Origin of the sequence: Desulforamulus aeronauticus DSM 10349 (genome assembly GCF_900142375.1) — a bacterium.
In the GTDB taxonomy this organism is placed as follows: Bacteria; Bacillota; Desulfotomaculia; order Desulfotomaculales; family Desulfotomaculaceae; genus Desulfotomaculum; species Desulfotomaculum aeronauticum.
This window is the reverse complement of the sequence record NZ_FRAR01000007.1, coordinates 119,408-144,970: the sequence shown is the minus strand read 5'-3', so window position 1 is coordinate 144,970 and position 25,563 is coordinate 119,408. Positions and strand designations below refer to the sequence as shown.

Annotated in this window: 24 protein-coding genes and 1 riboswitch; of the genes, 21 read left to right on the top strand and 3 right to left on the bottom strand. The window is 40.2% G+C overall.

Annotated elements, in window-relative coordinates; translation table 11 throughout:
- The first annotated feature begins 92 nt into the window (after positions 1-92).
- The 5 genes from mef(A) (at position 93) to BUA78_RS04090 (ending at position 5,336) form a co-directional block, all read left to right on the top strand.
- A complete protein-coding gene (gene mef(A) / locus BUA78_RS04110) occupies positions 93-1,361 on the top strand; it encodes a macrolide efflux MFS transporter Mef(A) (protein WP_072911191.1) in 1,269 nt (422 codons plus the stop codon).
- Positions 1,345-1,986, top strand: coding sequence for a Vat family streptogramin A O-acetyltransferase (locus BUA78_RS04105; protein ID WP_072911189.1), 642 nt, complete (start codon positions 1,345-1,347; stop codon positions 1,984-1,986). Before mef(A) ends, BUA78_RS04105 begins: the two co-directional genes overlap by 17 nt.
- A gap of 339 nt (positions 1,987-2,325) precedes the next feature.
- Positions 2,326-2,465, top strand: a riboswitch (cyclic di-AMP (ydaO/yuaA leader).
- Positions 2,466-2,613: 148 nt separating this feature from the next.
- A complete protein-coding gene (locus BUA78_RS04100; RefSeq protein WP_274377370.1) occupies positions 2,614-3,747 on the top strand; it encodes a betaine/proline/choline family ABC transporter ATP-binding protein in 1,134 nt (377 codons plus the stop codon).
- Complete coding sequence (locus BUA78_RS04095) at positions 3,747-4,403, top strand: ABC transporter permease (RefSeq protein ID WP_072911188.1); 657 nt, start codon at positions 3,747-3,749, stop codon at positions 4,401-4,403. Before BUA78_RS04100 ends, BUA78_RS04095 begins: the two co-directional genes overlap by 1 nt.
- Before the next feature lie 33 nt (positions 4,404-4,436).
- Entirely contained in the window at positions 4,437-5,336 is a 900-nt protein-coding gene (locus tag BUA78_RS04090; RefSeq protein WP_072911186.1) for an ABC transporter substrate-binding protein, read from the top strand.
- A gap of 47 nt (positions 5,337-5,383) precedes the next feature.
- Here BUA78_RS04090 and BUA78_RS04085 read toward each other — a convergent pair whose 3' ends face one another.
- Complete coding sequence (locus BUA78_RS04085; RefSeq protein ID WP_072911185.1) at positions 5,384-5,860, bottom strand: MarR family transcriptional regulator; 477 nt, start codon at positions 5,858-5,860, stop codon at positions 5,384-5,386.
- A gap of 163 nt (positions 5,861-6,023) precedes the next feature.
- On the opposite strand from BUA78_RS04085, the gene BUA78_RS04080 reads away from it, so the two are divergent.
- From BUA78_RS04080 to BUA78_RS04025, 12 genes are all read left to right on the top strand, one after another.
- Complete coding sequence (locus BUA78_RS04080; RefSeq protein WP_072911183.1) at positions 6,024-6,602, top strand: cyclase family protein; 579 nt, start codon at positions 6,024-6,026, stop codon at positions 6,600-6,602.
- Positions 6,603-6,872: 270 nt separating this feature from the next.
- On the top strand, positions 6,873-7,547 hold the full coding sequence (locus tag BUA78_RS04075; RefSeq protein ID WP_072911182.1) for a response regulator transcription factor: 675 nt from the start codon (positions 6,873-6,875) through the stop codon (positions 7,545-7,547).
- Positions 7,544-9,277, top strand: coding sequence for a sensor histidine kinase (locus tag BUA78_RS04070; RefSeq protein WP_072911180.1), 1,734 nt, complete (start codon positions 7,544-7,546; stop codon positions 9,275-9,277). Before BUA78_RS04075 ends, BUA78_RS04070 begins: the two co-directional genes overlap by 4 nt.
- Before the next feature lie 221 nt (positions 9,278-9,498).
- Complete coding sequence (locus BUA78_RS04065) at positions 9,499-10,104, top strand: SGNH/GDSL hydrolase family protein (protein ID WP_072911179.1); 606 nt, start codon at positions 9,499-9,501, stop codon at positions 10,102-10,104.
- 10 nt (positions 10,105-10,114) lie between these two features.
- Positions 10,115-11,521, top strand: coding sequence for an MBOAT family O-acyltransferase (locus BUA78_RS04060; protein WP_072911177.1), 1,407 nt, complete (start codon positions 10,115-10,117; stop codon positions 11,519-11,521).
- 14 nt (positions 11,522-11,535) lie between these two features.
- Positions 11,536-11,868, top strand: coding sequence for a DHHW family protein (locus tag BUA78_RS04055; RefSeq protein WP_072911176.1), 333 nt, complete (start codon positions 11,536-11,538; stop codon positions 11,866-11,868).
- A 199-nt stretch (positions 11,869-12,067) separates the two neighbouring features.
- On the top strand, positions 12,068-13,969 hold the full coding sequence (locus tag BUA78_RS04050) for an acyltransferase family protein (RefSeq protein WP_072911174.1): 1,902 nt from the start codon (positions 12,068-12,070) through the stop codon (positions 13,967-13,969).
- Between the two features lie 4 nt (positions 13,970-13,973).
- Complete coding sequence (locus BUA78_RS04045) at positions 13,974-14,687, top strand: response regulator transcription factor (RefSeq protein WP_072911173.1); 714 nt, start codon at positions 13,974-13,976, stop codon at positions 14,685-14,687.
- On the top strand, positions 14,684-16,078 hold the full coding sequence (locus BUA78_RS04040) for a sensor histidine kinase (protein ID WP_072911171.1): 1,395 nt from the start codon (positions 14,684-14,686) through the stop codon (positions 16,076-16,078). Before BUA78_RS04045 ends, BUA78_RS04040 begins: the two co-directional genes overlap by 4 nt.
- A complete protein-coding gene (locus tag BUA78_RS04035) occupies positions 16,071-17,543 on the top strand; it encodes a hypothetical protein (protein ID WP_072911170.1) in 1,473 nt (490 codons plus the stop codon). The genes BUA78_RS04040 and BUA78_RS04035 overlap by 8 nt, the downstream gene beginning before the upstream one ends.
- A gap of 230 nt (positions 17,544-17,773) precedes the next feature.
- The gene (locus BUA78_RS04030; protein WP_072911168.1) at positions 17,774-18,715 is read left to right on the top strand and encodes an EamA family transporter; all 942 of its coding nucleotides are present in this window, start codon (positions 17,774-17,776) and stop codon (positions 18,713-18,715) included.
- Positions 18,716-18,952: 237 nt separating this feature from the next.
- Positions 18,953-19,372 carry a VOC family protein gene (locus BUA78_RS04025; protein ID WP_072911166.1) on the top strand — a complete coding sequence of 140 codons (420 nt, stop codon included), beginning with the start codon at positions 18,953-18,955 and terminating at the stop codon, positions 19,370-19,372.
- A gap of 124 nt (positions 19,373-19,496) precedes the next feature.
- Here BUA78_RS04025 and BUA78_RS04020 read toward each other — a convergent pair whose 3' ends face one another.
- Together BUA78_RS04020 and BUA78_RS04015 are read right to left on the bottom strand one after the other, a co-directional pair.
- Positions 19,497-20,921 (bottom strand): trypsin-like peptidase domain-containing protein, encoded by a 1,425-nt coding sequence (locus BUA78_RS04020; protein WP_072911164.1) that lies wholly within the window; start codon positions 20,919-20,921, stop codon positions 19,497-19,499.
- A 140-nt stretch (positions 20,922-21,061) separates the two neighbouring features.
- A complete protein-coding gene (locus tag BUA78_RS04015; RefSeq protein WP_238456710.1) occupies positions 21,062-21,961 on the bottom strand; it encodes a hypothetical protein in 900 nt (299 codons plus the stop codon).
- Between the two features lie 265 nt (positions 21,962-22,226).
- On the opposite strand from BUA78_RS04015, the gene BUA78_RS04010 reads away from it, so the two are divergent.
- The 4 genes from BUA78_RS04010 to BUA78_RS03995 all read left to right on the top strand — a co-directional run bounded on the left by BUA78_RS04010 (position 22,227) and on the right by BUA78_RS03995 (position 25,561).
- Positions 22,227-22,535 carry a PadR family transcriptional regulator gene (locus tag BUA78_RS04010; RefSeq protein ID WP_072911163.1) on the top strand — a complete coding sequence of 103 codons (309 nt, stop codon included), beginning with the start codon at positions 22,227-22,229 and terminating at the stop codon, positions 22,533-22,535.
- Between the two features lie 3 nt (positions 22,536-22,538).
- Positions 22,539-23,729, top strand: a complete 1,191-nt coding sequence (locus BUA78_RS04005) for a DUF2812 domain-containing protein (protein WP_072911161.1) — start codon at positions 22,539-22,541, stop codon at positions 23,727-23,729.
- 156 nt (positions 23,730-23,885) lie between these two features.
- A complete protein-coding gene (locus BUA78_RS04000; RefSeq protein WP_072911160.1) occupies positions 23,886-24,617 on the top strand; it encodes a class I SAM-dependent methyltransferase in 732 nt (243 codons plus the stop codon).
- A 266-nt stretch (positions 24,618-24,883) separates the two neighbouring features.
- A complete protein-coding gene (locus BUA78_RS03995) occupies positions 24,884-25,561 on the top strand; it encodes a response regulator transcription factor (RefSeq protein WP_072911158.1) in 678 nt (225 codons plus the stop codon).
- The last annotated feature ends 2 nt before the right edge of the window (positions 25,562-25,563 follow it).

The window sequence follows — 25,563 nt, the reverse complement described above, 5'->3', positions numbered from 1 at the left end:
AAAGCTCGCACTGCGGATTTTAGTCTGTCTTTTTTATTGCCTATAAACAGAACGAAATTAAAATCAACAATGAAAAGGCAGGAGAATCCGATATGACCAAACAAATAGCAAAATGGAAACAAGATTTTTTTACGATATGGACAGGTCAGGCAATTTCACTGATTACCAGTGCCATCTTGCAAATGGCGATAATTTTTTATCTTACAGAAAAAACAGGATCAGCGATGGTTCTGTCAATTGCTTCACTAGTTGGTTTTCTACCATACGCAGTTCTTGGACCTGCGATAGGTGTATTAGTCGACCGCTATGATAGAAAAAAGATAATGATTGGTGCTGATTTAATTATTGCTGCAGCTGGTGCATTATTGGCTATTATTGCTTTGCATATGGAGTTACCGATTTGGCTGGTTATGGTAATATTGTTTATCCGAAGTGTTGGCACCGCCTTTCATTCCCCGGCACTAAATGCGGTTACACCCCTTTTAGTACCAGAAGAACAGTTGACCAAATGTGCGGGTTATAGCCAGTCCTTGCAGTCCATAAGCTATATTCTTAGTCCTGCTGCCGCAGCATTTTTATATTCTGTTTGGGAGTTAAATGCGATTATAGCCATCGACGTGCTGGGTGCTGTGATTGCCTGTATCGCGGTAGCTCTTGTACGTATTCCCAAGCTTACCGTAGAGCAACAAGACGTAAAGGGAAATTTTATGAAGGAGATGAAAGAAGGATTTCTTGTATTAAAAGAAAATAAAGGGTTATTTGCATTGCTGCTTATAGGCACACTATATATGTTTGTTTATATGCCAATTAATGCACTGTATCCTTTAATCAGCATGGAATATTTTGCAGGAACACCGGTACATGTTGCTATTACCGAAATTGCTTATGCCTCTGGTATGCTGGCAGGTGGTCTGCTATTAGGACTATTTGGTAGCTATAAAAAGAGGATTCGATTAATAGCGGCATCTATTTTTACGATGGGAGCTAGTTTAACCATTTCGGGGTTACTTCCCCCAAGTGGATTTGTTATATTTGTAGCCTGCTGTGTAATGATGGGTCTTTCAGTTCCATTTTACAGCGGTGTTCAAACAGCTCTTTTTCAGGAAAAAATCAAACCTGAATATTTAGGTCGTGTGTTTTCTTTGACAGGGAGCATCATGTCTCTGGCCATGCCCATTGGTTTAATCCTTTCTGGATTCTTTGCTGATAGCATCGGTGTAAATCATTGGTTTCTACTATCAGGTATTTTAATTATCGGCATCGCTTTAATTTGTCCACTGGTGACCGAGGTTAGAAAATTAGATGAAAAAAGCAAAGGATATTTGCCAAAGGAGGGGGTATTTTATGACCGGACCCGATAAGAAAAAACTTTATCCGAATGAAAATATAAAGACAGTTTGCTATATAAGTAATCTGCCCAAAAGACCCAATGTTGATATTGGAGAGTATACTTATTATAGCGATAATAAAAGGTCTCCTGAAAAATTTTATGATAATATAGAGCATCACTACGAATTCTTGGGAGATAAACTTATCATAGGCAAATTTTGTGCGATTGCAGAGGGTGTTAAGTTTATCATGAATGGAGCAAACCATAGAATGGATGGAATTACAACCTATCCGTTTAATATTTTTGGCTGTGGCTGGGAAAAGGTGACTCCTACAAGAAAACAGCTTCCTTTTAAGGGAGACACAGTAATTGGCCATGATGTTTGGATTGGTCAAAATGTTACTATTATGCCGGGTGTTAAAGTTGGCGATGGTTCGATTATCGCTGCTAACTCAACTGTAGTTAAAAATATTGAACCTTATACAATCTATGGTGGCAACCCAGCCAAATGTATTAAGAAGCGTTTCAGTGATGAAAAAGTTGAATTTTTGTTAAAACTTCAATGGTGGAACTGGGACGAAGAGAAGATATTTAATAATCTTGAAAAGTTAACATCGGAAGCTGGTTTAGATCAATTAATACAACACTATCGATAAAAGTTCAGTTTGCGTAATTGTATAAACTAGCATAATTACCAATCTTCTGAATGTAGGAAGGTATATAGGCATCGAGATGATAAATCTTGATGCCTTTTTTAACTCTCGCATATTTAGATAAGCCTACCTTGTGCGCTCAGCAAGGTATAGGTATAGCACAAGAAAAACTGGCATGAAATATAGTTATCTAGCAGTAACTTATGAATTCAGAAAAAAGTTAAACTTCAAGTATTTGACTGTTCAAAGATAAAAAAATAACTTGAAAGGATATACTGACAACTGTTAATGTTACGTGGAGTTGCTTGACAGGATCTGCTAAATGACTTATAGTAATAGTAACAATTACATTTGCTTAATTTCCAGAATGAATTACTGGAAAGCGGGGGAACCACTTTTTTGGGGCGAATCAGTGCAATGCACAGTAGGGAACCATCTTCCGAGTCCGTCAGCTAACCTCGTCAGCACAGATGGGTCAATTATTTTTTAGCGTAATATCTTAATCATTTTGACCCTATACACATGGCGGGGTCTTTTTATTTTTCCTGCCATCTAGTTAGGGTTTGTCTTTTTGACCCTCATGTAATTGAGGGTTTTTTTATTCTAATACTGGGAAAAGGAGGAGTAAGTTTGCAAAATGCCATCGTGTTTGAAGGGGTGAGTAAGAAATATGGTAACTCCCTGGTGATCGAAGCCTTGGATCTAAGTATCCCAGAGGGACAGATTGTGGTCCTAGTTGGTCCTTCGGGTTGTGGAAAAACCACTACTATGAAGATGATTAACCGTTTGATCGAGAGCACATCCGGTAAAATTTTAGTCAACGGCCAAGATATCCAAAGCATAGACCCGGTGGAACTGCGACGGGGTATAGGCTATGTCATTCAACAAATCGGTCTTTTTCCTCACATGACCATAGCAGAAAACATCTCCCTGGTTCCCCGATTACGGCTTGGTAAAAAGGCGGTGGATATTGCTGCGGTTGATGAACTGTTAAAATTGGTGGGATTAGATCCGGAATTGTACCGAAATCGCTACCCTGCGGAGCTATCTGGAGGCCAGCAACAGCGCATCGGAGTAGCCCGGGCCTTGATGAGCGATCCCCCCATCATTCTAATGGATGAACCTTTCTCCGCATTGGACCCCATTACCCGAGAACAACTACAAGATGAGTTAATCAGGCTCAATGAAGAACTTCACAAAACCATCGTTTTCGTAACCCACGATATGGACGAAGCCCTAAAGATCGCGGACCAAATCGTTGTCATGCAAGAAGGGAAAGTGGTACAACAAGGAAAGCCCGACCAGATCTTGCGACATCCTGCCAATGATTTCGTGCGCGAATTTTTGGGAGAGAAGCGGTTATCCTCGCATCTGTCTTATTTGGTGGATGATGTGATGCTAAAAGAGCCCATAACCGTATTACCCTCCAGGGGGTTGGCCGAAGCGGTACAAATCATGGTCAAAAAACGGGTTACCGGGTTGGTGGTGACCGATAAAAACGGACAATACTTGGGTATTACCAGCACTTCGGATATCTATCGCCGCTACACTGACGAATCCCTTTGCATTGCCGATGTCAAGCAGGTCAATGCTGTTACCGTTAAAAGTGGGACTCCTTTGGCACAAGTGCTTCCCCTGGTACAGGAAGCACCCTATGGTTACCTTCCGGTATTGACTGCCGATGGTAAACTGGCAGGGTTACTGACACAGGCCAGCCTGGTGGATGTTTTAGCAAAATCCTATCTTCAGGAGGAGGCTAGTTAATGAATGAATTGCTATTGGTATTAGTAGATCGCTGGCCGGATATTTTAGAGGCCACTGGACAACATATTTTACTTTCGGGGATGGCCTTGTTTTGGGCCATTATCATTGCGGTACCTCTGGGGGTTTTTCTCACCAGATATCGCAAAATAGCTGGTTTGGTGCTGGGGGTTGTCTCGGTGATTCAAACGATCCCTAGCCTAGCCTTGTTGGGCTTTATGATTCCGCTGTTTGGTATCGGCTCGCTTCCGGCCATCATTGTGATGGCTTTGTATGGATTGCTGCCGATCTTACGTAATACCTACACAGGTATTCTGGATGTGGATAAATCCTTATTAGAGGCAGGACGTGGTATGGGTATGACAAATTCCCAGAGGCTGGTTATGGTGGAACTTCCCCTGGCTCGGTCGGTGATCTTTGCTGGTATTCGAACTGCCACTGTAATGACCATTGGTGTAGCCACCCTAGCTGCCTTTATTGGTGCCGGTGGTTTGGGTGACCTCATTTTGCGAGGCATTTCGATGGTGGATACCGGGGTGATCTTGGCAGGAGCCATTCCGGCAGCAGTTTTGGCGATTTTGTTTGATCTGCTGTTAGCCTGGGTTGATTGGTATATTACACCGCAGGGCTTGCGACTTAGAAAACAACAGGCGGCCTAAGTGGACACAAATATAGTAAAGGGAGCTGGTTTAATGAAAATCACGGGACTAAAAAAGGTGGGAATTCTTCTATTGGTATTGATTATGACAACTCTGGTGGGTTGTTCCACCAAAGACGACAAAGGGATTACCGTGGTGGGTAAAAACTTTACAGAGCAAGATGTCATGGCCAATATGCTGGGTCTGTTGCTAGAGGAGCACACAGATCAGAAGATCACCGTCAAGTCCTTTCTGGGCGGCACGGATGTTTGTTTTAATGCCGTTAAAAATGGTAGTGCCGATGTCTATGTAGAGTATACTGGTACCGGCCTGATGAACATCCTGGGCGAAGAAGTAATATTAGATCCCCAAGAGGCTTACAATAAGGTCAAAGAAGAATTTTCTACCAACTATAACCTGGAATGGCTGGAATCCATTGGTTTTAACAACACCTACGCCGTAGCGGTGCCTCAGGAAATAGCCCAAAAGTATAATCTTAAAAAGATTTCCGACCTACAAGCTGTGGCTGGGGAGCTCACCTTTGGTACCATGCAGGAGTTTTTAGAACGTGATGACGGGATGAAGGGGCTTCAGAAAACCTATCAGTTAAACTTCAAAGGTATCAAAGCGATGGATGCGGGCCTTAAATATAAAGCTCTGGCTGAAGGGCAGGTAGATATCATCGATGCCTTTGCTACAGACGGAATGTTGGTCAAATATAATTTGGTTTTGTTGGAGGATGATAAAAATTTCTTCCCTCCCTATTACGCTGCCCCATTAATACGTTCTGAGACCCTCAAAAAACACCCAGAGCTGAAAGAAATATTAAATAAATTAGCTGGTAAATTGGACGATAGAGCTATGGCAGAGTTAAATGCCCAGGTTGATGTAGAGAAGAAAAAAGCCAGAGATGTGGCCAAAACTTGGCTGCAGCAGGAAGGACTAATTCAATAAACTACCTATTTGTATGGAAATGAACTTTAGGGTTACCATTGGTAACCCTAAAGTTCATTTAACAAGTCATCTAAAAATTTGTTTATTGTGAGTAATTCCTCTTTATTGTATAAAGTAAGGATGTTTATGATTTTTTCATTTTCTATGTCGTGAAGTTTTTCGTGAACTTTGAAAACTTCTTTTCCTTGCGTTGTCAGGGTATAATAAATTTCTTTTTTATTGTTTTCTAAATAATTTGCTTTTATAAATTGCTTCTTCAATAATTTTGAAGTTATTTTGGATATAGCACCCTTCGTCATGTTTAATTCCTTTGCTATAAATGTTGCATTTGGCAATTGATTTTTGCCAATACAATCAATAACATGAATTTCTGAAAGCATAAGGTTTTTAGTTGGACTATATTTGGCCAATAGATCCTGTAAGGATTTTTCGTGAATTTTAGAGTAATCATTTATGTAATCGGATAAATATATTAGCTTATTAATAATTACATCTATTTCAAATTTCCCCAGGTTATTTTTCATTATGTAAAACTCCTTTGTAAATTAGTTTCTCAGGAAATAAAAAAATTATACATTAATTATGTCGCCGTGTAAATATTATGTTATAATAGTTTACCAGGAAACATTAATGTGTAAATATTGTTTTGTTTCTTAGGAAAACAAATAATATTTTAGGAGGTAACATATGAAACTTGATTTGAGTTTACAAGTAGATAAAAAACTTTTGGAAACCCTGGGATTGGCAGTACAAAGCATTGAAAGAGATCTTGATAAAGCTGGGCATGTAGGGACTCATTTTGATGTTATGGATAAAGAGTTTTCCATAGAAAAAATTATTACAAAGGGCAGGGTATTTGATATAAGTGGTCTGACAACTGGAGAAGTGAAAATAAGTGATGTAAATCTAAGTAGTGTACAACCCGATGACTTTGTAATGTTCTACTCTGGGACTTTAAAAAGATGGGGATATGGGACAAAGGAATACTTATCGGCTAATATAGAGCTATCAGATGAATTAATTGATGAATTGATTGCAAAGAATGTGAGCTTTATAGGGGTGGATATGGGAGGCGTGAAAAAACCTCAAGACCATAGAAGAATTGATCAATACTGTGCGGATAAGGGGATATTTATTATTGAAAATCTCAATAATTTAGATTTATTGTATGAGAAAACAAAGGATGAGTCATTTACTGTATATACCTTTCCTGTGAATATGACTGGTTTTTCAGGTCTTCCCTGCAGAATTATTGCTGAAGTATAAGTTGTGCAAAAGACGAAAGAAATGACACCCAAACTGAAATCAATTGGGTGTCATTTTATTTTTTGACCCTACGGTTGCCAACGTTGGGGAAGTTATGATAAAAAATAGTAAGTTATAACAAGTAATGATACATTAAACAAAGACAAATGATGATATGTTATTAGGAGCTAAAACTGATACTTGAAACGGAAGTAGCAAAACTTGATAATGCTATTTGCGATGATAGCTTACACTGCTAACTCTAATTAAGTCTGTAAGTGGGGGTATAGGATGAATAACATATTGGTTGTAGAAGATGAAGATATTTTACGTGAAGTGATAATGGATTATCTAATGGAGGATGGATATCGGGTATTAGAGGCTGCAGATGGAGAAAAAGCTTTAGAACTGTTTCAATCAAATTCTGTTGATTTAGTGATACTAGACATTGTTCTGCCGAAGCTTGATGGCTGGTCAGTATGCTGTAGAATAAGGAAAAATTCCACTATCCCGATAATCATTTTGACCGCCCGTTCAGATGAGGATGATTCTCTCCTGGGATATGAGCTGGGAGCGGATGATTATCTAATCAAGCCATATAGTCCCCGGATTTTAATGGCAAAAGTGAGACGATTTCTTGAAAAATACTCGGGTACTATGGATGGAATGTTGCTGTCAGCTGGTGGGATTAGCATAAATATGCGATCTAGACTAGTTTCTGTAGATGGCAATATAATTAGTTTGACACATACAGAATTTGAAATTCTCGCTTACTTAATGCAAAATGAAGGGATTGTCATTACCAGGGAGCAACTAATTGCTAAAATATGGGGTTATGATTTTTATGGTGATGAAAAGACAGTAAACAGCCATATGAGAAACCTGCGTGCCAAGCTAGGCAGTAAGGGCAGTTGCATTGTTACGGTTATTCGTTCGGGATATAAATTTGAGAAGGAACTACTATGAAAAATAGTATTGTTTTTAAATGGTTTATGCTGACAGCACTATTGTTCTCTACGATGTTTTTATTCATTGGCATTAGCCAAAATTATTTTTTCGAAAAATATTATATAAATAAGAAATTGGCTACTCTTAAAATGCATCTGGACGAGTATTCAGAGATGGCGGCGAAAAAAGGAACAGAAGCAGCCTCTGGGCAATTTTATAAAAATAACCATATCTGGATTACAAAACTGGATGAATATGGACGTATCTGCGATGTAGAAAATTACTATGTCGAAGTAAAATTGAAGAATGAATCCCAGGGCAATTGGCGCATTCCCATGTATTCCTTTGAAGGAGAATTTTCCTCCGATGTGCTCTTTTCACTTAAGGTCGGCGATGAGGTGGTTATTGATACTGTTAACATAGCAGATGAAAGAATACCTTATCATATACAGACTGATTCAACGGGAGTCGTAAATTTAAACATTGCCAACAAGCTGCATGGCCCTCATGCTGATAAAGCATATAGTCATCTTAGTACCGGTATATACAGGGGAACAATAACAAAAACTGTATTTCCGGAACGAACGGAGTATAATCCGTTTCCTTATTATGAGCGTTATTTTTTGACACAGGTAAAAGAATTTCAAGCCGGTCTATTAGCTGAAAATGCGAAACCGCTTCAGCGTACAGAAGAACTCAGTGCAACAGAAAATTTTGCAGCCTACAAAATAATTATTAAACCGGTTATTGAAAATGGAGCAGCAGGATATCTTTTTGCTATGACCTCTCTTCAGCCGGTAGATGAAGCAATAACGGGTATCAGGCAATTCTATCCTTACTTTTTTGGTGTTACCTTACTGTGTGTTATATTTTTGGCATTTATTTTTTCTAGATGGCTGGCGAAGCCGCTGTTATCCATTAACCAGGTAACAGGGAAAATAGCAAACATGGATTTTTCGGAAAAGTTACCGATACGTTCCGAGGATGAAATTGGTCAATTATCCAGAAATATCAATTACCTGTCGAGCCAGATGGAAGCGTATATTGGTCAGCTGAAACAGGATCTTGATAAAGAGAAGCAGCTAGAAAATACACGGAAGGAATTTATTGCCGGGGTATCTCATGAATTGAAAACACCCCTTGCTGTTATGAAAAGCTGTCTATCTATTTTAAAAGACGGAATTGCAGTTGAAAAAAGGGAACATTACTTTCAGGCGATGGAAGACGAAATACAGAGGATGGACTTGCTGGTTGTCAACATGTTGGATCTAGCTAAGTTTGAATCTGGTACCTATAAGCCTGAAATAGCTCCTTTTGCAATAGATAAAGTAATTACCGAAGTATGCAGCTCGCTGGCCGAACAAATACAGGAGAAAAATCTCTCTCTTACAGTAAACCTTTCTTCTCGAATGGTGCTAGGGCATAAAGGACTGGTCGGACGCGTTATTACTAATTTTCTCAGTAATGCAATCCAACATACGGAGAATGGACAAGCAATCATAATTGCTGTAAGAGGCAATGAGCGGACAACAGAAATCAGCGTAGAAAATCAGGGGAACCCGATAGCAGAAGAAGACAGGAGAAAGATCTGGTACCAATTCTACCGTGTCGGGGCAGGGACATCCAAAGGTACGGGCCTTGGACTGGCCATATCCAAGGAAATACTGGAACTTCATCATGCAATTTATGGTGTGGAAAATACGAAAGATGGCGTCCGCTTTTTCTTTTCATTGCCGGTACAACCATAAAGCATTAGTTGTATTTTGGGAGAAAGATATAGGCTTTGTTTGAGATACTCTTATTCCAATAATTTAATAATTTACTGGCGAAAGGGCTATGAAGAATACTTCATGGCTTTTATTTTGCCAAAAAATAGAACCAAAATAATATCCAAACTTTACTTCATCTGCACCTGTTCTGCATTTGGCTGCTGTAATATCTGCGTATCGAATAAAAAGAGGTGTTGAATGTGAACAAACAAATAATTAGTTTCCTGATGGGTGTTCTTCTAATGGGTATCACTGCCTGCGGGAATACAACTGTTGAAAAAGATGTTACAGCTAAGTTTAAAAACAGTGTATTTATGGGAGATTCCATTACCGAAGGCTTCACCGTTAATGAAATTCTTCCTCAAGAATGTGTAATAGCTGGGGCGGGTGCCACTGCCGGCTTTACTTATGATGATATTGATGCTTTGGTGGAAAAGAACCCGGATAATGTTTTTATTATGTTAGGATCGGTTGATATACTCATGCCTGTGGATGATCCTAAAGAATTATTCAGAAAGGATTTAACGAAACTGATTAACAAAATACGGGAGGAACTGCCCGACAGTAAAATATATCTCCAATCCATAACACCTGTGACACAGGAGGCAATAAAACAGGAGTCCCGCTATAAAAGAATAGAGGAATATAACGAGCTTTTACAGGAGTTGGCGGGCAAGTTAGCCGTTCATTATGTAGACATAGGAGCATTGGCCAAGGAATCCCCCAATTTATTTGCCGAAGATGGTGTTCATTTCAAGAAAGAATTTTATTTACTGTGGCTGAAGAAACTCTCTCAAGCATTATAGCGGAGGATATATGGTTTTCAGCAGTTTGTTTTTCACCTTTGCTTTTTTGCCGGTCACAGTAATTCTCTATTATTCGTTAGGAAAGCATTTCAAAAATATTGTTCTGCTTACTGCCAGCCTATTTTTTTATGCCTGGGGAGAACCTGTCTATGTGTTATTGCTGTGCGGTTCCATACTGATTAATTACTGTATAGGTGCTCTCTTAGGTAGAGATGATGCCAGCAGACGAAACAGGAAGCTTCTTTTAATTATCAGCTTGGTTTTTAATGTAGGGTGTCTCGCTTATTTTAAATACTTCGGCCTGATCATATGTACAATAGCAGACATTGGCAGTTGGCATTTGAATGTAGGAATACCGACACTTCCCCTTGGAATTTCGTTTTACACCTTTCAGACATTATCTTATGTGATTGATGTATACAGGGGAAAAGTGAAGCAGCAGAAAAGCCTAATTCTTTTCGCTCTTTATAGTAGTATGTTCCCGCAGGTAGTGGCGGGGCCTATTGTGAAATATGCAGACATTGAATCACAGTTAGCTGACAGGAGGATAAATTTCCAAGGATTTTACTCCGGAATGCGACGATTCCTTTGTGGTCTGGCAAAGAAAGTGCTTCTTGCCAATAATATAGGTATGCTATGGTCCGAAGTAAAAGCTATGCCCGGTACAGAAATTTCAGTACTAATGGCCTGGGCCGGGATTATTGCCTTTACGTTGCAGATTTATTTTGATTTTAGCGGGTATTCAGATATGGCCATAGGATTAGGAAAAATGTTTGGCTACCGCTTCAAAGAAAACTTCCAGTATCCATATATTGCGCAAAGTATCTCAGAATTTTGGCGAAGGTGGCATATCTCCTTCGGATCATGGTTTAAGGAATATGTATATATTTCTCTTGGCGGGAACCGTGTTGGTACGTGGAAACTGATACGAAACCTGTTCATCGTATGGTTTCTCACAGGGCTCTGGCATGGTGCAAGCTGGAATTTTGTTTTATGGGGGCTTTATTTTGGCACTTTGCTAGTAATAGAAAAATTATTCTTGCAGAAAAGCATGGCACATTGGCCAAAGGCTGTCCGTCATATATATTTATTGCTGTTTGTTGTTATAGGCTGGGTGTTTTTTGAATTTACCAACCTGACGGATATGATGAGTTTTCTGCAGACCATGTTTGGCATAGGGGGCAACGCCTTGATTGATAACCAAGTAATTGTGAAGCTAAAAGCTTATGCCGCCTTATATATTGTTTGCATCATTGCCGCTTCACCTTGGCCGAAGAAACGGGCATTATTATTTAAAAGGAATCATGGCAATATTTACAGACTAGCAGTAACTGTGTATTATTGTGCACTAATGTTTTTTTCAACGGCCTATATGGTTGGTTCCACCTATAACCCATTTATATATTTTCGATTTTAACTTGGAGAATTGATATGCGAAGGAATAACAAAAAGAATTTGGCTATTATACAGAATATCGTGTGTATGTTGCCGTTTTTATTTATACTGGCTATGTTTATAGTTCATTTAGCCTTACCTGATAAAACCTTTTCGAAGGAGGAGCGACGTTACTTAGCACAATGGCCTGTTTTCCACATTGAAAAAGTATTAGATGGGAGTTATGCGAACAAAGTCAAATCATATTTTTCAGATCAGTTCCCTTTTCGAAATTTTTGGGTTCATATACACAAAGGCTCCAATCAAATTTTACTTCAAGGGGAGGACAGTAACTCTGCCGATGTTGATTTAGCCGTTCAAGGCAAGTGAGATCTGCATGGCACCAAGAGCGTTCAATCGCTCTTTTTCTTTTTTCACAATCTGCAATTATTCGATAAATTGTTAACTTTTTCGTAAGAAAGTTTAATTATTTTGTAAAAAATTGAAACCCAAAACTTGGTATAGTAAAAGGAAGAAGCAGCTATGATGGAAAATCAGAAGCCTGACCTAAGTGGAGAGTGAAGATAACATGAATGACAGCAAGAGAACAGATCAGTTACATTGGCAAGCGAACCGACAGCAAAGAGGGCGGGCGAATTCTCGAGGTTATATGCCGGGATTGGATGGACTGAGGGCTTTGGCGGTGTTGGCCGTGATTGCTTACCATCTCAATCTAGACTGGGCTCCGGGAGGGCTGTTAGGGGTAAGTCTGTTCTTTGTGTTGTCCGGATATTTGATCACCAATATTCTCTTACAGCAATGGGAGCACTCCGGCACGATTGATTTGAAAGACTTCTGGCTGCGCCGGGCTCGACGGTTACTGCCGGCTCTTTTTGTGATGCTGGCAGGCGTGATGATCTGGGTGATGCTTTGTGCTCCCGAACGTTTGGCAGCCTTGAAGTGGGAAGCACTGGCCGCAGTATTCTATACCAGCAATTGGTATTTGATTTTCCATCAGGTATCCTATTTTGAAAGCTTTGGCCCACCGTCTCCGTTGGGTCATCTCTGGTCCTTGGCGGTAGAAGAACAATTTTATCTTTTTTGGCCACTCCTGTTGGGATGGGGGCTGCGCTGTCTCCGACAGCGCAAATGGCTGGTCGGGGGAACCATTGCTGTCGCTTTGGCTTCCGCTGCAGCGATGGCGCTGATTTACATACCGGGTCATGACCCTAGCCGGGTCTATTATGGAACAGATACACGTGTTTTCGCCTTGCTTGTGGGGGCTGTCTTAGCCATGGTCTGGCCCAGTCGAAAAATGAGCGCAGACCTGTCCGGCAAAAAGAAACTGGCACTGGATGCCGCAGGCAGCCTGGGGTTATTGGTGGTACTTCTGATGATCAGCAAAACCAACCAATACCAGACCTCACTCTATCCGGGTGGGCTCCTGCTCTTCTCTTTGGCAGCGGCTTGTGTGGTGGCAGTTCTGGCCCATCCGGCCAGCTATCTGGGCCGGTGCTTCAGTTGGGGTCCCTTGCGTTGGTTGGGAGAGTGTTCCTATGGGATTTACTTATGGCATTACCCGGTCATCGTCCTGACGAATCCAGTTGTCAATACGGGTGGCCCAGACCTTTCACACACCCTCTGGCAAATTGCGGTAAGTGTTATCCTGGCGACTCTGTCCCGCTACCTGATTGAGGAGCCGATCCGTTACGGACGGCGGCAACGAGTGCGGCGGCGGATGTCGGCCCTTCCCTGGTGGCAAAGGCCATTGCCCCACCGCGCAAAAGTTACGTTCAGTATCGTGCTGGTGTTTTCGCTATTGTTCGTGACCCCCAATGAAGGCACGGAAATTTCGGCTAAAGCTTTAGCGGGCAGTCGGGTGACTACAGAAGCAGCTCCAACTCAAGGGACGGACAAGGAAGCTGGAGCTGTCACCGTGGAACCTGCTGTGACAGATAAAAAGAATGATGTCAGTGGAGAAGAGATTACGGTTATCGGAGATTCCTTACTCATCAATGTGGGACCTGTTTTGCAAGAACGCTTGCCGGGCATTGTCATCGACGCACAAATCGGCAGGCAAATGGTTCAGGCTCCGGAGGTCATTTCCAGGCTGCAACAAGAAGGTAAACTGAGGAAAATCGTCATTATTGAATTAGGCACAAACGGTTCCTTCACAGAAAAACAGTTAACAGAGACCTTGGACTCCCTGCAAGGCACCTCGGAGATCGTGCTGGTAAATACCCGTGTTCCAAAGCCTTGGGAAGCGGTGGTGAATGAGACGCTGAGAAAGGTAACGGAGTCTTACCCCAAAGCCAGGCTGATTGATTGGTATTCAGCCAGCAGCGGTCATGACGATTATTTTTATTCGGACGGTGTTCATCTGACTAAGACGGGTGTGGCAGCCTACGGGGAAATACTGATCGAAGCCTTGATTTCCCATCAAAACGATAAAGATAAATCGTGTTATAATAACAAAAAACTTAAGGAATGAAACTATGCACGATCACAAGATAAAGGTATTGGTTGTTGAAGATGAAGCTTCGATCAGACGTTTTATCACCCTTAATTTAGAGATGGCGGGCTACGAGGTGGGAGAAGCGGCCAGCGGGGAGGAGGCATTGGCTATGCTCACAGTATTCCTTCCCGATTTGCTGGTGTTGGATCTGATGCTACCTGGGATAAACGGACTGGAAGTCTGTCGGCACATTCGCGAAACCATGCCAGAACCGCTCATCATCATGCTGACCGCCAAAGGGCAGGATACGGATAAAATTATGGGTCTTGAACTGGGAGCGGATGATTATATGGTTAAGCCCTTTAACCCCTTTGAATTGATTGCCAGGATTAAAGCCATGCTAAGACGCCGAAACCGGTTTGAAACCGTAAGAACGATCTATACTTATGGCAACCTGCACCTGGATATTGCCGCCAATAAACTGCTTAGAGACAACCGGGAAGTGGAACTGACCCCTACGGAATATTCGATATTAAAAATGTTCATGGAAAATCCGGGGAAAGCTCTGAAACGAGAAGAGATACTGAATGCAGTCTGGGGAGAAGATTATTTTGGGGATACCAAAACGTTGGATGTCCATATCCGGCGGCTCCGGGAAAAAATCGAAGATAATCCCTCTGAACCTTGGTATATTAAAACCGTTTGGGGTTCCGGTTACCGGTGGCAGCCGGAGTTTGACGGGAGGGTACCATGAAAGGGATTAGAGGGCGACTGACGGCTAATTTCATGATCGTGATTTTGGTTTCAGTGGCTATTTTGGAAGTGCTGCTGCTCTATACGGTTCAGCAAAATTATTACGGCAGCCTAAGGGGTAACCTGACCAACCAGGTCAAAATCAGCGCGGATATGTACTCCAAATATTATTCCGATACCTCTTTGGAAGATAATATTTTGTATAATGTGGATGCCTTTTGGAACCAAAGCAATGCCGAAGTGGAGATTGTCGATCGGGACGGGAAGATTGTCATGGACTCTCTAGGAATGATCCCGGAACAAGGGGAGCCCATGGAGGATATACAGGATGCTCTCAATGACAAAATGGGGGAATGGGTGGGAAAATTAAACGGTCAGAAAGTTATGGCCGTAGCGTATCCCTTGAAATCGGAGGGTCAAATTGTCGGAGCCTTACGTTTTATTGCTTCTACCGATGCTATTGATCAGGATATTCGAGACACGGCTAAAATTTTTATTGCCATCGGCCTTTTTGTTGCAGTGGTTGTCGGTTTACTCAGTATCTTTTTAGCCAATACCATTCTTATCCCCCTGAGAGAAGTGACTGCTGTTGCCGAGAGTATGGCGGCAGGCAATTTTCAAATCAAGAGCAAGAAAAAGCGAGCTGACGAAATTGGCAAGCTTTCGGATACCTTGAACTACATGGCTGATGAAATTACCAAAAAGGAAAAGCTGAAAAATGATTTCATATCTTCGGTTTCCCACGAATTGCGTACCCCGTTGACCTCCATTATGGGTTGGGCAATTACGCTGCAAAATAAAAAATTCCAGCAGAAAGAAATGCTGAACGACGGCCTCGGTATTATTGCCAAGGAGACTGAGCGGCTCACTCGGATGGTCGAAGAACTCCTGGACTTTTCCAAGTTCATTTCCGGCAGAATTAAACTCGAATATGAAAAGGTTACTGTAGCCGAGCTGATGGAACATATCCGCAAACAGCTAATGCCGCGAGCGTTACGAGATAATATCCATTTCACGGTTGTTTATCCGGAAAACCTTCCCGATTTGTTGACAGATGCTAACCGTTTAAAACAAGTATTAATCAATATTCTGGATAATGCCTTGAATTTTACAGCTGCCGGGGGGACCGTCAGTTTTCAGGCCGAGCTCGGGGAAATAGAATATACGTTTACCATTGCCGACAGCGGCTGCGGTATTGCTGCCGAGGAACTGCCGATGGTGAAAGAAAAGTTTTATAAAGGTAAGAGTTCACGTTCTCAAAACGGCATTGGTTTATCCATCTGTGAAGAGATCGTCAGCCTGATGAAAGGTAGGTTGGAAATTAGCAGTGAGGTCAATGTGGGGACAACCGTCGTCATTACTTTGCCCAGAGAGGCGCGTGCCAATGGGTAAAAGATGTCTGCTTCTCTTGCTTTCCTTTTTGCTGCTTATGCTTGGTGGCTGCGCCGAATTTTCGGGCGAATCGGCTGGCAAGATTATCCCGCCGGCGAACCATCTCCATCCGTTAGTTGGTAAATGGACGGTGCTTCAAGAGTTGGATATCAACGACAATGGGGAAGGGGTAAACCTACAATGGGTTGGCAGTGATGTCCAGTTTGCTGCAGGTGCTGTCGCCTTTGGCGGACATGTCTGGGACAAACTTTCTTTTAAAATCAAAAGGATCAATGCAGCGGATTACTTGATGATGAAATACTTTCCGTCTGACGGCATTCCTGTCCCGCAAACCGATCGGGTCGATGTCATAACTGTCTACGCTGCCGCCAATTATCTGGGCGAATTTATGAAGCTTGATGATACAAGCATGATTTTCTTCATGCAAAATAAAAAGCTACTCTTGAAAAAAGTTGCTGATCAGGCAGACAGTACGCTGAGAGTAGCCGATACCAATGCTCAGCATCTGAATCTGAACCGTAACGAAGGGATTTCCGGTGTCTTGCTGGGACTGAGGATACCCTCGGGTGCCGACTATACCTATCAGACACTTTGGATTGCTGTCGAGCATCAGCAACTTCATCCGGTCCTGGCGGCCGAACGGATTTTTTTTCCGCGCACCAGCGGTTTTTGGGAGTTTGATGTCCAGGATAGCTCTGCCGAGGGAGAGACAGGCAATATCCTGACGGCCCGTAATGTGGCAGCCAAGATCCCCGACATGAAAAAGGGGGGAGAGGGAACAGGCGATCAAGTCTATACCGATCCGGCGCTAAGAATTATCAATTATATTGGTAATGATTATGTGGCCATCGAAAAGAGAACCGCCGGTGTAAATCAATTGCAGGTGCTTCCGGTGGACAACTTATCATCACCTACCGAAATAAAGGTGTCCGATTTGCTGGGTGATAATGGCTTGAATGCTTATTTGAGTGCCAGGGAGCAGTCTGTTGCGGCCTTACGTAATAAAGGAGTTACCTTGCTTAACCGGAATGAGTCCGGGGGAAATTTTGGTCTGGTACGGAAAAACGGTCATTGGTTTCTGGTGGGAAGAGTCAATTATCAAAGTGACGGTAAGTTTGAGCAAACAGACTTTGACCTCAAAATCATCCCCCCGGCTAATTTGATCTTTTATGATACCCTAGTCCTAAACTGGCATAATATCAAAGACCGGGTTCCCGATGCCATGGACGCCTTTACTTCGCCCAATAAGGACATCGCCTTGGTTAAAACTAAAAATAAATTAACGATTTACCCCATCGGTGCGGTGCAATTAGCAGAAACCCCCTTGGCGGAGCTTGGACTGCCGGAAGGAACGACCGTCATCATGGCCGAGTGGGCCACCGGGTCTTACGTTGACAGTTGGGAGAAATCCTTTCTCGCTTATGGCGCCCAAGCCTTATCGGGTAGCTCTATCCGACTACGCTGAATATAGTGCCATAGAAAAACACCTCCACGTTGATTTGATGGTGTACAAGGCCATTTCTCAACGGAAGGTGTTTTTAGTTGTTTCTATTTTGAGGTTGGTGCTATAGCTGATAAGCAATGGTATTGCAGTAATTGAATTTATTATGTTAAAATTTAGACATGAGAGTAATTAAACTAAGAGAACTCTATTAAGGTATTTGCGAAAAGCATTAAGAGATGGGATCTAGATATATGAATAGACGCGATTTAATACTTGCTTTGTTAGTTGTAACAGTATGGGGAGCAAATTTTACGGTAATTAAATTAGGACTTGATAGTATACCCCCTATGTTGCTGGTTGCTTTACGGTATACCTTTGCCGCTATACCGGCCATCTTTTTTATCAAACGCCCGGCAATCGGCTGGCGGTACATTGTTATGTATGGAATGACTGTTGGGGTAGGGCAATTTTCTTGTTTGTTCTATGCCATGAATATAGGCATGCCCGCTAGTGTTGCTTCTGTTGTTCTTCAGTCGCAGCCTTTCTTTACCCTTTTATTTGCGGCAATGTTGTTAAAAGAATCAGTAAAAGGAAGTCAGCTGGTAGGTTTAGTTGTAGCTGGACTTGGACTTTACTTTATAGGTGGTAATGTTGGGAGTAATGAAGTGGCGGCCTCAATTCCTCTGATCCCATTTTTGTTAACACTTCTGGCAGCCGCCTTTTGGGGAATTTCCAATATAGTCGTTAGATATGCTGCCAAACAAAGCGCTTCCCAGGGGGAAAAACTGGATATGTTGAGTTTGGTGGTATGGTCAAGTCTGATACCGCCAATCCCTATGTTCGCTTTTGCTCTGATGTTGGATACACCAAAAACATTAGTAGATGCAGTTATTAATATGAATGCCATGGGTGTGTTTGCCGTGTTTTATCTGACTTTTGGTGCAACCTTGTTTGGTTTTTACACCTGGAGTAAATTGATTGCCAAGTATCCTGCCAGCAAAGTAGCGCCGCTCTCTCTACTGGTTCCTGTAACCGGATTGATTACAGCTCGGATTGTTTTGGGAGAACAGCTTTCAGAAATGCAATGGCTGGGCTGCATGGTGATACTCATAGGGCTAGTAATATCTAATTTTGGGGTCTCTTTAATACAGCAGTTTTTTAAGACAAAAACAACCCCGGGAAAGGGTAACTAGATATAATGAAAGCAGACAAGTATTTGATATTTGTCTGCTTTTTTGTTCATAAAATAGTAAAGAACCGATTACGTTAATTATTCTATATCTTATTGCTATAGTCTATAGAGGATTGTTTAGTTGAAATAATATGGTTATGCTAATTATAAGGTATGGAATATAGACATAGGAAAACTAAGATAGGATATAATTTATTTCAAAAAATCGAGAATTATTATCAATAAAAGGAGAGATAGAATGGTTACACCATATATTACTTTTAATGGAAATTGCAGTCAAGCTTTGGACTTTTATCAGAATGTGTTCAAAGGTGAAGTCAAAATGTCGCAACCATATGGAGAATATATCCCTGACGGAATTGATGCACCTCCAGAAAATCTTAGTGCCTGGATTTTACATGCGGAAATGGAGATATGTGGTACAAATTTTTGGTTTGCTGATGAAGTGCAATCAGTATCGAAGGGTAATATGATAAAGTTAACTACAACAGTAGCTACCGCTGAAGAAGCAAAAGATATTTTTGAAATGTTAAGTGATGGTGGCTGCGTTACGCTTCCACCTGTAAAAACATTTTATAGTACATTCCATGCGGCATTAACGGATAAATTCGGAGTTAATTGGAATATTGTTGCCGAAGAAGCACCTAATCAACCATAATCAAATAATTGCTATATAGTACGTGAATTAACTCTTGGGTCAATTGTTGCGCCCGATAGATTTAATTCACGTTTTTACTATTCTAGCGGACATTACCCCTAAAAACGACTTTGATATTTGAAAGCTAGTTAGTGTGTTCAATAAAGTTTTGTGCAAATTGATATATTTTTTGGGAAGGTACTGCCAGATTTAGATTTTGCCCTTGATTAAAACCTGCAGTTATCAGGCCTACTAGCCTCCCAAACATGTCCAGCAGTGCACCGCCAGAGCTTCCGTTAGAAATCGGAGCGGTGAATTGTATCATAGGTGTACTATCAATATCTCTGAAACCGGAAACAATGCCATCGGAAACGGAATTAAATAGCCCTAAGGGACTGCCTATGGCCACAATCTTTTGCCCGCGAACTAAATGATCATCCGTTTTAACCGTAAGAGCTGAACATTTTTTATCAACTTTGATAATAGCTAGGTCATATTGCTGATGATATTTAATGAAATTGGCTGTTATATATTCTTTAGTTTCATTTTCGTAAAGTACTGAAAAATGATGTCCACCTGCAAGCACATGTAAATTGGTTAAAATGTACCCATTACTATGAATAACAACACCGGAGCCAGAACATAAAATAGTATTCTGATCATCATAGGTTTTAATCATTACCACAGAGTTTGAAAAACCAGCTAACTGTTCATAACTAAATTCTTCAGCCTTGGATAGATTTGAGGACGGTTTTGCAGTAGTAGGTATCTTGGAGCGGGAAATAGTATCCGGCATGGAGGCCAAGGAAGGACGTCCTGTATTTGGTGTAGGTAAAAAATCCGGTATTGTTACGGTATCTGAATAGAGGGTGCTGCATTTATATAATGTTGAGTACTCCTTTATTTCAGGGTATAAATTGACAATATCCTCTTTGGGGTTCATATAGCATATGTCGCAGCCAAGTTTAGATAAGAAATATAAAAATAATAACTCATGATGTTTAATATCTCCGATAAAAACGATCTTCGGAGATGTACTAGTGGTTATTCCGGAATAAAAAAGCTTTGGCAAATAGATTTCTAGCCAACTCAAAAACTTAATAGCAAAGTTTTTAAATAAAGTTGCATTGGAATTAGGATAAATTTCTTTATACATTGAAAGAATTTGTATAAAGGTGAGTTTTTTAGTCCACTCAAGGGTATCGTTATCTAATTGAGTGCACAGAGGTGCTTGATAAAGTGAAGAAGGATCAGTGAGAGAATTAGTAACGATAGTTTGCCAATTCTCCCAAACATTCGATAGCCTGTTAATGTCATTTACATTTGATGTTATCTCGAGCCTATGTAACCGCAAGTAAGGTGAAGTGGACATACTTGAAGAAAAATATCGGTCTATTGTAAGAATGTTTTCAATATAATCCTCGATAGAATTAGGAATACCAATATATCTGACAAAAAGAACTTCTTTAGTAACAGAATAATTGTCATTTTCATTTATAAGCATAAAATCTTCGAGAGGAGTCTGTGTTTCTTTACGTTTAATCTTTAAAGGTTTAGTTCTCACGATCATATCCATTCTCCCCATATAAATAATGTACCTACTGTAAGTATAAATAAATATTAAATAAGTGACTAGTTAGAATTTCTAAACAGGCTAAAGAAAACATGGCATGGCTTTTTAAAAGCATCAAGTCTGGTCGTAAATACATACTAAAAAATTCCCGGTATTATTCTGGCGATAAAAAGACCGATACCGAATGATGCAATATTTGCCAACAAAGCATATAATGGGGCAATCCATTTTTGTGTTATCTTTTTGTTGCTGTATTTGTTCAGGTAGATATAATAGATGGCTGCTTCTATAGCAAATACCAGAAATTCTAGCAATACATAGCTAAATACAAACATCATGCTGCCTTGACTGTAGTTAATAATAGCAAGCAAAATATTCAATACCGACTGTGTGATAATGTTTGCAGTTAAAATAATAAAAATTTGTTTCTTTGCTCTAAATCCAAATAATAGCGCAATTGCAATTTCAATTGCTACGGTTGCTATTATTCTTGCCAAAAGAGAGATGATCTCCCATGTGTAATCGTAGCTTTTTTCTACTTTTATAGTACCGTTATAGTTGTATGTAGATCCTTGTATTTCACCTGCCGTTATGCATGCTGTGTAATAACTGTCAAAAGCATATCTTTCATATATTTCACTGCTTACCATAAAGCTATCTGTTTCAGGAAAGTAAAGCAAAATTTTAAAACTGGAGGGAGGATAATAGCCCCAAACAAACTGAGATGTTTTAGAGCAGTTGCTAAAAAATTGTAAAAAATAATATTCGTCTACATCTTCATAGGATACGAATTTTTTCCAAATTTCATATTCATCATCACTTGGAGTATATTTTTGTTGGTTGGGGTTTTTGCTTAATGCAGTATAAGGTCCGGTAGATGGGTTTTTGGACAATAATGTTACATAGTAATTTTCTTTTTCAAGACCCTTAAAATCAATTATAATAGAGGGTTTTGGCCCAACATCTGCATAAGCGGTTATTGGTAAAAGCATAAAAAGCATGGCCAAACAGACCATTGAAAGAACTTTTTTCTTCAAAGCTACCCCCCACATTCTGTTAAATAAATATCTACAAAACCTCAATCTACACCGTAAGAAGAATATAACATAAATATGCTATTATTTGAGCAATAAATGAGCATTGTGGATTCTAGTGAAGCGGTGGAATGATACAGTCGGTCAAGGATAGCCTTCTTTGCCTGTAATAATAGAATGACAGTACTTTTTATTGACAAAAAATTGATGTTGCACTAATATTATGTCATGCGATATATCGCTATACATAATATTGGAGAGGGATACTATGACATATACAGGCAATCCGATGACGGAAGCAATGTATTATATACTCCTTGCCTTGATGAATCCCAACCATGGTTATCAGTTAATGGCTGCAATAGATCAAGTATCAAATGGACGCATTAAAATGGGGCCGGGAACATTATATGGCGTTCTTACACGACTACAAAAGGATGGGCTCATTGTAATATTAAATGATGATGGGCGAAGAAAAACTTACGTCATTACAGAAGCTGGTAAAGTTGCCCTTAGAGCAGAATATAAAAGATTAAAGGATATGGTACAAGATGGCATTTTAGTAGAGGAGATATGATACATGGGCAAGTTAGTAAAAAGAGTAATGTTTGATGACATGTATGCTATTGGCAGGAATGAAAGCTGGTTTTCTGATATGGCGAAAAAGGGCTTACATTTAAAGAAGTTCGGGCGAATCTTTATTTACTTTGAAAAGGGAAAATCAAAGGAAACCAAATATAGAATTGATATGATCAAGGAAGCACCTTCACAGGAACAGCTTGATGTTTATCAGGCTTGTGGTTGGGATATCGTTACAAACAATGGGAATTTATATGTTTTTTCTGCTGATGAGAAAGCAGGCGCCACCGAGCTACATACAGACCCAATTGTGCAAGGCTTTTCCTTGTCAGAATTGAACAAACGGCTAAGAATTAATTTAATCATTACATCAATTGCCATGTTGTTATTCTTGGGTATGATATTTAGCATCTATTTTTTAACCAATGAGCCTTTTTTATATATGATAAAAAGTCAGTTTGTTCAGCAAATGCTACTTGTTATTGTGGAACTTTATGTTTTTTATTCAGTAATACGCAATTATGTGGCCATTCGCAATCTTAGAGAATCTTTACTACAAGGCAAAACAATTAATCATAAAGAAGACTACAGAAAAGCCAGAGTGGTAGGTGGGATATTATTAGGTTTAGTTTTGTCTATGGCATTGTTTACTATTTTGATACCATTAGTTGATATTGCCAAAAGCAAAGACTACACGCTGCCAGAAGCCAATACCAATCTACCTATCGTTAGGCTTGCGGACATAGAACAAAATCCAAAGCTGGTGCGTGAGACAGGTTATACGGACAATGAGGTTGATTGGGCAAACAGAGTAAGATACGATTGGAGTTTACTGGCACCCATTCAATATGAAATATATGAACATGGAATTATAAAGGGTGAAATGTGGAGCGATAAAAGTGGGGAATATTCGCCCAGCATAATCACTCGGTATTACAAGCTGATTTTTGGTGACATGGCTGAAAACCTTACCCTTGATCTTATTAATCGCCATGTTTGGCGTGACAATATTGAAATTAAGGAAGTCAATAATTTGAAGCTTGATAAAATATATATTGCTGAGGATGGTAGTAGAAAACAGATATTTGCTTATTTAGATAATCGAGTAATCCATGTTACCTATTACGGAAAGAAGAAAATGGAGGATATCATTCCTTTCGTTTCTGAAAAGTTAGGTTCTTATCAAGAATAGCTATAACATACATGAGGATTAATGCAGTCTAGCAAATGGAAACGCAAAAAAGAAACCTTGTTCTTGTGCATTGTCCGTTGTGGGGTAACCCCATAAGGTTGTGTGTATGGGAGCCAGTTGCTAAAAGAGTAAGTGTTGGTATGGGAGAAATTAAAAATGAAACAGAATAAATATGATAACAAAATATTCTTTGAGAAATACAGCAAAATGGATCGCTCCACAAAAGGTCTTGCTGGTGCGGGCGAGTGGGAAACGCTGCAAAAGTTACTCCCTGGGTTTCAGGATAAACGTGTACTGGACTTAGGCTGTGGCTTCGGCTGGCATTGTCAATATGCCATAGAGCATGGCGCCAAGGCTGTCACAGGTGTGGATATATCCGAAAAAATGCTGACGGTAGCGAAAGATAAAACAGATGATAAAATTCGCTATATCCAAATGCCTATTGAAGATATTACTTTTGATGAAAACTCATTTGACGTAGTAATCAGTTCGCTTACTTTTCACTATATTGAATCTTTCGAACAGATTGTAGAGAAAATTTCCTGTTGCCTCGTACCTAATGGAGATTTTGTTTTTTCTATAGAACACCCAGTTTTTACTGCTTACGGTAGCCAAGATTGGTATTATGATGAAAACGGCAATATTCTTCATTTTCCGATTGATAATTACTTTTCGGAAGGCGAGAGAACCGCTAACTTTCTTGGTGAAAAAGTAATCAAATATCACAAAACACTGACAACCTATCTGAATGGTTTGCTACAGGGGGGCTTTGAAGTGACGGGAATTGTAGAACCTCAGCCATCAGAACATTTACTTCATACTGTTAAAGGAATGCGGGATGAGCTGCGCAGACCCATGATGCTAATTATTTCAGCTAAGAAAAAATAACTTGCAGCATGGGCTTCAGGTATGATGATAGATTTAAAAATAAATTTCATAATCCCCTTGAGCCATAGCCTGTTGCAGATAAAACAATTGAAAAGCAATTATAGTGTAGTGTACTTGAGCTAAGCTACGTTTAGAATGTAAGCGTGAGAGTGATGATTCTCACGTTTTTTCTATTTGAAAAAATCATGGGATTAGTATATAGGGTTAGGGTATAAGGATACAGGGAAGATACATTGGTATGCTAACATGTACTGGGAGGTGAAAAGATGGCTTATCAATTTCTATTAGTTGAAGATGATGCAGAGTTAAGAGAAATTATCACAGACTATTTTGTTGAGAAAAGCGGGGGGACCTTTACTATAGATTCTGCCGAGACAGGTGGTGAAGGCCAAGAAAAATGTCTGGAGAACGAATATGATGCAGTACTTTTAGATGTAATGCTGCCGGAGGTTAATGGATTTACAATTTGCCGGGAACTCCGAAAAAATAGTGATGTTCCTATTGTTTTTATAACAGCAAGGCACAATGAGAACGACAGATTGCACGGATATAATCTCGGGTGTGATGATTACATAGCCAAACCTTTTTCACTGGCAGAGCTTTATGCAAAGGTTACAGCTTTAATTAGACGTACCAAAGGCACAGTAAGAAACGAAATCATGACTGCAGGAAGGATAAAATTGAATCCCTATCGTTATACGGTTTTTGTAAATGAGGAGGAAGTACTACTTGCACCAATTGAATTTGCCATTTTAAAAATACTAATGGAGAATTGCGGGAGAATAGTGAGCCGCGATAGCCTGTTAAGCAGGATTTGGGGCTATGATTTTGCAGGTAATGATAGGGTTGTTGACAATCATATCAAAAAACTGCGAAAGTCTCTGGGGAGTGCTTCCAATCAAATTAAAACTGTGATTAAAAGAGGTTATAAATTGGAGGACTAAAA

Excerpts from the sequence above, each read along its gene's own strand:
- BUA78_RS04105 (WP_072911189.1), top strand. The coding sequence starts at position 1,345 with ATGACCGGACCCGATAAGAAAAAACTTTATCCGAATGAAAATATAAAG.
- BUA78_RS04095 (WP_072911188.1), top strand. The coding sequence starts at position 3,747 with ATGAATGAATTGCTATTGGTATTAGTAGATCGCTGGCCGGATATTTTA.
- BUA78_RS04090 (WP_072911186.1), top strand. The coding sequence starts at position 4,437 with ATGAAAATCACGGGACTAAAAAAGGTGGGAATTCTTCTATTGGTATTG.
- BUA78_RS04085 (WP_072911185.1), bottom strand. The coding sequence starts at position 5,860 with ATGAAAAATAACCTGGGGAAATTTGAAATAGATGTAATTATTAATAAG.
- BUA78_RS04080 (WP_072911183.1), top strand. The coding sequence starts at position 6,024 with ATGAAACTTGATTTGAGTTTACAAGTAGATAAAAAACTTTTGGAAACC.
- BUA78_RS04075 (WP_072911182.1), top strand. The coding sequence starts at position 6,873 with ATGAATAACATATTGGTTGTAGAAGATGAAGATATTTTACGTGAAGTG.
- BUA78_RS04070 (WP_072911180.1), top strand. The coding sequence starts at position 7,544 with ATGAAAAATAGTATTGTTTTTAAATGGTTTATGCTGACAGCACTATTG.
- BUA78_RS04060 (WP_072911177.1), top strand. The coding sequence starts at position 10,115 with ATGGTTTTCAGCAGTTTGTTTTTCACCTTTGCTTTTTTGCCGGTCACA.
- BUA78_RS04055 (WP_072911176.1), top strand. The coding sequence starts at position 11,536 with ATGCGAAGGAATAACAAAAAGAATTTGGCTATTATACAGAATATCGTG.
- BUA78_RS04050 (WP_072911174.1), top strand. The coding sequence starts at position 12,068 with ATGAATGACAGCAAGAGAACAGATCAGTTACATTGGCAAGCGAACCGA.
- BUA78_RS04045 (WP_072911173.1), top strand. The coding sequence starts at position 13,974 with ATGCACGATCACAAGATAAAGGTATTGGTTGTTGAAGATGAAGCTTCG.
- BUA78_RS04040 (WP_072911171.1), top strand. The coding sequence starts at position 14,684 with ATGAAAGGGATTAGAGGGCGACTGACGGCTAATTTCATGATCGTGATT.
- BUA78_RS04035 (WP_072911170.1), top strand. The coding sequence starts at position 16,071 with ATGGGTAAAAGATGTCTGCTTCTCTTGCTTTCCTTTTTGCTGCTTATG.
- BUA78_RS04030 (WP_072911168.1), top strand. The coding sequence starts at position 17,774 with ATGAATAGACGCGATTTAATACTTGCTTTGTTAGTTGTAACAGTATGG.
- BUA78_RS04025 (WP_072911166.1), top strand. The coding sequence starts at position 18,953 with ATGGTTACACCATATATTACTTTTAATGGAAATTGCAGTCAAGCTTTG.
- BUA78_RS04020 (WP_072911164.1), bottom strand. The coding sequence starts at position 20,921 with ATGATCGTGAGAACTAAACCTTTAAAGATTAAACGTAAAGAAACACAG.
- BUA78_RS04010 (WP_072911163.1), top strand. The coding sequence starts at position 22,227 with ATGACATATACAGGCAATCCGATGACGGAAGCAATGTATTATATACTC.
- BUA78_RS04005 (WP_072911161.1), top strand. The coding sequence starts at position 22,539 with ATGGGCAAGTTAGTAAAAAGAGTAATGTTTGATGACATGTATGCTATT.
- BUA78_RS04000 (WP_072911160.1), top strand. The coding sequence starts at position 23,886 with ATGAAACAGAATAAATATGATAACAAAATATTCTTTGAGAAATACAGC.
- BUA78_RS03995 (WP_072911158.1), top strand. The coding sequence starts at position 24,884 with ATGGCTTATCAATTTCTATTAGTTGAAGATGATGCAGAGTTAAGAGAA.